The organism is uncultured Desulfovibrio sp. (assembly GCF_944327235.1).
In the GTDB taxonomy this organism is placed as follows: Bacteria; Desulfobacterota; Desulfovibrionia; order Desulfovibrionales; family Desulfovibrionaceae; genus Desulfovibrio.
The window spans coordinates 1-4,808 of the sequence record NZ_CALVHE010000128.1; the positions used below are offsets into that span (position 1 = coordinate 1).

General features: G+C 59.6%; 2 protein-coding genes and 4 pseudogenes. 3 read left to right on the plus strand and 3 right to left on the minus strand.

The window, feature by feature from the left end:
* The 3 genes and pseudogenes from Q0K00_RS11325 to Q0K00_RS11335 form a co-directional block, all read left to right on the plus strand.
* A pseudogene (locus Q0K00_RS11325) lies at positions 1-502 on the plus strand (hypothetical protein); the annotation flags it as partial.
* 156 nt (positions 503-658) lie between these two features.
* On the plus strand, positions 659-1,582 hold the full coding sequence (locus Q0K00_RS11330) for a diaminopimelate dehydrogenase (RefSeq protein ID WP_297229605.1): 924 nt from the start codon (positions 659-661) through the stop codon (positions 1,580-1,582).
* Between the two features lie 402 nt (positions 1,583-1,984).
* Positions 1,985-2,461: a chemotaxis protein CheW gene (locus Q0K00_RS11335; protein WP_297229607.1), complete on the plus strand. Its 477-nt coding sequence runs from the start codon at positions 1,985-1,987 to the stop codon at positions 2,459-2,461.
* Between the two features lie 180 nt (positions 2,462-2,641).
* On the opposite strand, the pseudogene Q0K00_RS11340 reads toward Q0K00_RS11335, so the two are convergent.
* From Q0K00_RS11340 to Q0K00_RS11350, 3 pseudogenes are all read right to left on the minus strand, one after another.
* Positions 2,642-2,941: pseudogene (locus Q0K00_RS11340) on the minus strand (flagellin); the annotation flags it as partial.
* Positions 2,942-3,523: 582 nt separating this feature from the next.
* Positions 3,524-4,102, minus strand: a pseudogene (locus Q0K00_RS11345) (flagellin); the annotation flags it as partial.
* A gap of 585 nt (positions 4,103-4,687) precedes the next feature.
* Positions 4,688-4,808, minus strand: a pseudogene (locus Q0K00_RS11350) (IS5/IS1182 family transposase); the annotation flags it as partial.

Here is a 4,808-nt window from a genome sequence, read left to right on the forward strand (position 1 = left end):
GCAGCGGAATGAAAAGCCCCTGCCGCCGTGGTATCCGGCCCCCATCGACCTGAAGACCCTGCCGCCCGCCGACGGTGGCGCGTCCGGTAGCGCGGACACGCCGGAAAGCCCGGCGACGTCCGCCGATCCGGCGGAAACGTCCACCGATACGCCCGCTTCTTCCGACAGCGCCGCTGCGCCGAATGCCTCCGCGACGCCCGCCGATCAGGCCCCGACCGCCGAACCGGCAGGCGAGCCCTCTGCCGAAGCCCCCGCCGCAACGGAAAAGGCGGAAAAGCCGGAAGCCGCGCCCGCCGGGACGACGGAGGACAAGCCCGCCGGGCAGTCCACGCTCAGAGGGGACGGTATGGCTCCGGCGGATGGCGCGGTCGTCCCCGACAGGCAGACGCCCCCTGCCGCCGATCCCGACGGAGCGGCCACAGAGGATCGGGATGCCCCGACGGCCCCGGAAGCCGCGGAGCCCGCGCCTGATGCCGGGGAACCGGAAGCCACGACATTGTGATCCCCACGCGGGGAGCCCGTCGCACGGACGGCTCCCCGCGTTTTCTTTCGGGCACGAACGTCTCCCCGTCTCTTGACGCGGTACGGCTCTTGCCCCTACAAAAAACTTTCCGCCGCTCCGGCGGATTTTTTCCGACATTTTTCCAAAGGAATGACCATGAAAGAATTTACGCTTGCCGTGCACAGTCTGGGCAATATCGGCTGCAAAGTAGTGGAAGCCGCCCTGGCGGCCCCTGACTGCCGCTGCCTCGGCGTCATCCGCCGTGCCGATTCGCTGGGAACCCGCGCGCAGGACCTGCGCGGACTGCCGGAATATGCCAGCCTTGCCGATCTGGAAGCGGCGCAGGGCCGCCCGGACGTCATCGCCCTCTGCGGCCCCTCCCGCAGCATCCCCGACACGGCGGAAGCCTTCCTGCTCAAGGGATACAACTGCGTGGACAGCTTCGACGTGCATACCGACATCCCGCAGAGCGTGGCCCGTCTGGACAAGGCGGCCCGCACCGGCAAGGCCGTGAGCATCACCGCGGCGGGCTGGGACCCCGGCACGGACTCGGTCATGCGCGCACTTTTTGAAGCCATGGCCCCCACGGGCGTGACCTTCACCAATTTCGGCCGCGGCCGCAGCATGGGACATTCCGTGGCTGCCCGCGCCATCGAGGGCGTGGCCGATGCCGTATCCATCACCATCCCCGTGGGCGGCGGTCGTCATTCCCGCCTTGTCTATGTGGTGCTGGAAGAAGGACAGAACCTGGCTGACGTGACGGCCCGCATCAAGGCCGACGACTACTTTGCCCATGATCCGCTGGATGTGCGCCAGTGCCGCGACCGTCAGGAACTTTCCTTCGTGGCCGACCAGTCCCACGGCGTCCTCATGGAGCGCACCGGCGCATCCGGCATGACGGACAACCAGATCCTCAAATTCGACATGCGCATCAACAACCCCGCCCTCACGGCGCAGATCCTCGTCTCCTGCGCACGTGCGGCCACGCGCATGGAAGCCGGCTGCCACACGCTCATCGACGTGCCGCCCATCAAGCTGCTGCCCGGCGAGCGCATGGATATCATCACGCGCATGGTGTAGAAGCTGACGGCACTTTCCCTGCTTGTTTTTGGGGGAAGGGGAACCCCTCCGCTCTGCTGTCGATGCCTGTAAGGCCTTGCGGCCTAACAGGCACGGCCAGCGGTTGCCTTTCGGTCGCCGCCGGCGCGAGAGGGGTTCCCCTTCCCCCAACCCCCATCCCTTCCCCAGCGCGCTTTTAGCGCATGTTGCCTTTGAAAAAGACAACTTGCGAGGCGGCGCCACGATGCCGCCCGACCCAAACCAAGCGGAAAACCGCGTTTTTTCCCCGGAAACGCCAGGCGGCAGGCGGGAAAGCGCTCCTGCCGGGAAAGGATTATTTTTTGCTGTTGCCCTATGCCTTTGCCCGCGGCTGACGATAAGGAAAAGCAAAGGTTAGGTACGCTTTTCCCACAAGGAGCAGCTATGGATTTGAATCAGAAAAAGCAGGATGACCAGCTCCTCCAGCTCGTGACGTTCAGCATCGGAGAGGAAGAGTTCGGCGTCAACATCCTGAAGGTGCAGGAGATCATCCGCACCATGGAAATCACCAAGGTGCCGCGAGCGCCCGACTTTGTGGAAGGCGTCATCAATTTGCGCGGCAAGGTGATCCCCATCATCGACCTGCGTCGCCGGTTTGGGCTCGCGCCTCGTGGGCATGACAAGAATACGCGCATCATCGTCATCGAAATCAATAACATCATTGTGGGTTTTGTGGTGGATGCCGTTTCCGAGGTGCTCCGCATACCGGCCAGTACGGTGGAACCGCCGCCACCGGTGGTCGCGGGGGTGGAGTCCGACTATGTGAGCGGCGTCGGCAAGCTGCAGGACCGTCTGCTGATCATGCTGGATCTGGACCGCCTGCTCTCCAGCGAAGATATGGAAGCTCTGAGCTGCCTGTAGACGCCTCATCCACCGAATGCATGAAAAAAGCCCTTCCGCGTATGCGGAGGGGCTTTTTTCGTTTCCCTCTTTCAAGGCAGGGGATACAACAAACAGACGTCACCGCTCTCACCACATGAGCGTTTTGCCTTTGAAAAAGACACAACGCGAGGCGGCGGCACAGCGCCGACCGGCCCGCCCCTACCCTTTCAAGAGCTGCAAGAGCATATGCGGGAAGGCGTTTGCCTGCGCCAGCATGGAGGTGGCGGATTGGGTAAGTACCTGGTTGCGGACGAATGTCGTCATCTCCGTGGCTACATCCACATCCGAGATACGGGACTCGGCGGCCTGCAGACTCTCGGCCTGCACGTTGAGGTTGGTCACCGTATTTTCCAGCCGATTCTACGTCGCGCCCAAGTGGGCGCGTATCTGATCCTTGCGGACGATGGCGTTGTCCAGCCGGTTCAAGGCTCGCTGGGCGAGTTCCTGAGTGCTGATGGAGATGATGTCGCCGTTGGGGTCGCCAGGTACGAAACCACCCGCGCCGGGCATGGCCGTCCAGCTAGCGTTGATCGTAAATCGCCCTTGTCCTATGACCATGATGACGAGATCTTCTGTAACATTATCAATTTGTAATTTTTCAAAACGATTTCTAGTTGCTGGAAATGGATCAGCATCGCTACCTGTATACTTAAAATTCATCCCATCAACAGTAAAATTTTCAAAGACATCTGAGCCTTGAAATGTTATATCACCATCTTTTCCATTTAAATTTGATGAATCATATGCAGCATTTGCAAGAAATCCGTTATCTTTAGTAAACATGCTATTCCAGCCAGGACCGTATAGCTTTACTCCTGATAAATGTTTTCCCTCTCGTGTAAAAATTTGTATATCATCATTTTGACTGCAATCATCAATAGTAATTGATATATTTTTTGTTCCTGAAGGAATGATTGCAAATGAGATTTGGCCAGACGTAAATTCTTGCGTCGTATTTTGGTGGATTTTATTCCCTAGAATGGGCACATTTCCGAATTTTCCTCCTTCCCCTGCGCCACCTCCCCCGGTTGCGCCCTCGCGCAGGCCAAGACCGGCAAGGGTGGCGTCTCCGATATCCACATAGTAATAGTCCTCCGCGCTGTCGTTGGCCGTACCGAAGTGCACCTTGAGCGCCCCGGTGGAGGAGAGACCGTCCGCGCTGCCCGCGCCGGTACCGTCATGCTGGCCGGAAAGGGAGCCGTCCAGCAGCTTCACACCGTTGAAATCTGTGGCCTTGGCGATGCGGTCTATCTCCGAGGCCATTTGCTGGAATTCGCTGTTGATGATGAGACGTTGCGTGGAGTCGTAGGTGCCGGTGGCCGCCTGCTCGGCCAGCTCCTTCATGCGGATGAGCTTCTCGTCGATGATCTGCAAGGCCCCGTCCGCCGTCCGGATGAGCGAGATAGCGTCATTGGCGTTGCGTGCGCCCTGCCCCAGGGCCCGGATGTCCGCCCGCATGAGCTCGCGGATGGCCAGCCCCGCCGCATCGTCAGCTGCCCGTTCCACCCGCAGACCGGTGGAGAGGCGACGCACGGAGTCCGCCAGCATGTCGTAATGCGCCGACAACTGACGGGATACGCCATAGGCCATGAGATTGTGATTGACGGACAGAGGACTCATGCGGCTGCCCTCTCCTGTCCGATAAGGACGGAGGGATGCGCGCAACAGGCGGGAAAGACCGTACCAAGCCTGCGCTCTTTACGATCCTGCTCCACGCGCCTGCACAAAGCAGTGAGCGTCAGACCGACCGAGGTTGCACGCCCGCAGCGGCGGCCGACTGGGCGGCAGGACGACTGGCCCCTGACGCTGTTTATTTCAGCAAGAGAGAGAGAGAGAGAGAGAGAGAGAGAGAGCAGGTATGGGGGGAAACTAGGCATATCCGGTCACTCCGCATACAAATTTTTCCCCTTCTATGTAGAAAAATTTCCACATTGCGTCAAGACATCCCGGTCTCACACTACGTCACATCATCGGGCGGTGTCGGACTCTCTCCTCCACACCGTACCGGGCAAGATTCCGCATCAGGTACGTATGGCGGCCGTGCCATGTGACACGTTTTGTCTTTAAAAAGGCAAAACGCGAGGCGGCGGCACAGCGCCAACCGGCCAAAACCAAGTGGAAAAACCGCGTTTTTTCCGCGAAACGACAGGCCGTATGGCGTGAAGCGCAAGGCCTTTCAACCTGAAAATGCCCTAGATAGTGTCGTCAAATTATGTTTGCCCACAAAGATATGCATCTAATTTGAACGTCGGCAAGAAAAGAGGCGCATCTTTTGGCATACCGTGTGGCAATTCCTCGCCAGCGCTTGAGATGGAGAAAAGCATTC

Coding starts and splice junctions, on each gene's coding strand:
- Q0K00_RS11335 (WP_297229607.1), top strand. CDS start 1,985: ATGGATTTGAATCAGAAAAAGCAGGATGACCAGCTCCTCCAGCTCGTG.
- Q0K00_RS11330 (WP_297229605.1), top strand. CDS start 659: ATGAAAGAATTTACGCTTGCCGTGCACAGTCTGGGCAATATCGGCTGC.